This is a genomic window from Streptomyces curacoi (assembly GCF_001513975.1).
Lineage (GTDB): Bacteria > Actinomycetota > Actinomycetes > Streptomycetales > Streptomycetaceae > Streptomyces > Streptomyces curacoi.
This window is the reverse complement of sequence record NZ_KQ947994.1, coordinates 235,125-236,130: the sequence shown is the minus strand read 5'-3', so window position 1 is coordinate 236,130 and position 1,006 is coordinate 235,125. Positions and strand designations below refer to the sequence as shown.

Here is a 1,006-nt window from a genome sequence, read left to right as displayed (position 1 = left end):
GCCCGCGGTGCCGCCGACCTGGATCCGCGTCACTTCCTCCGTCATGCGTCCTTCAACTCCAGTGCATCAAGGGCCGCTTGGACCACTTCTTCCGGGGTACGGCCGTCGGTGGCCACCACCACCGTGGCCACCTCCTCGTACAGATGCCGACGGGCCTCCATCAACTCCCGCCACTGCTTACGCGGGTTCACCGCCAGCAGCGGCCGAGCGGCGTTCAGACCCGTCCGCCTGACCGCCTCCTCCACATCCATCGAGAGGTAGACGACCCGCTGTCCCGCGAGCAGCGCACGCGTGTCCGCGTCCAGGACCGCACCGCCACCCAGCGCCAGGACGCCGTCATGCCCGACCAGCGCCCGACGCACCGCCCGCTTCTCGATCGCCCGGAAGACCGGCTCGCCGGCATCCACGAAGATCTCCGCTATCGACCGGTCCTCGGCCACCACGATGTCGTCGTCGGTGTCCCGGTAGCCCACACCGAGCCGCTCGGCCAGCAGCTGCCCGACCGTCGACTTGCCGACGCCCATCGGCCCGACCAGCACCACCACAGGCGCCGCGCTCATCGGATGGCCAGGTTGCCGAGGTAGGACCGCACGTTGCGGCGCGTCTCGGTCACCGAGTCACCGCCGAACTTCTCCGCCACCGCGTCCGCCAGCACCAGGGCCACCATCGCCTCGGCGACGATCCCGGCCGCCGGAACGGCACACACGTCGGAGCGCTGGTGATGTGCCTGCGCCGCCTCACCGGTCGTCACGTCCACCGTCTGCAGGGCCCGCGGCACCGTCGCGATCGGCTTCATCGCCGCCCGTACCCGCAACAGCTCACCCGTCGACAACCCGCCCTCCGTACCGCCGGAACGGCCCGTCGCCCGCTTGATGCCCTCGCCGGTGGACACGATCTCGTCATGTGCCTTCGACCCCGGCACCCGCGCCAGCTCGAACCCGTCACCGACCTCCACGCCCTTGATCGCCTGGATGCCCATCAGCGCTCCGGCGAGACGGGCGTCCAA

2 protein-coding genes are annotated in these 1,006 nt (G+C 70.7%); both read right to left on the bottom strand.

Annotated elements, in window-relative coordinates; all coding sequences use genetic code 11:
- Nucleotides 1-41: 41 nt before the first annotated feature.
- The gene (locus AQI70_RS32510; RefSeq protein WP_062156030.1) at nt 42-560 is read right to left on the bottom strand and encodes a shikimate kinase; all 519 of its coding nucleotides are present in this window, start codon (nt 558-560) and stop codon (nt 42-44) included.
- Nucleotides 557-1,006: chorismate synthase (locus AQI70_RS32505; RefSeq protein ID WP_159042717.1), on the bottom strand; the 450-nt coding region annotated here is incomplete at its 5' end. The genes AQI70_RS32510 and AQI70_RS32505, both read right to left, overlap by 4 nt.

Excerpts from the sequence above, each read along its gene's own strand:
- AQI70_RS32510 (WP_062156030.1), bottom strand. The coding sequence starts at position 560 with ATGAGCGCGGCGCCTGTGGTGGTGCTGGTCGGGCCGATGGGCGTCGGC.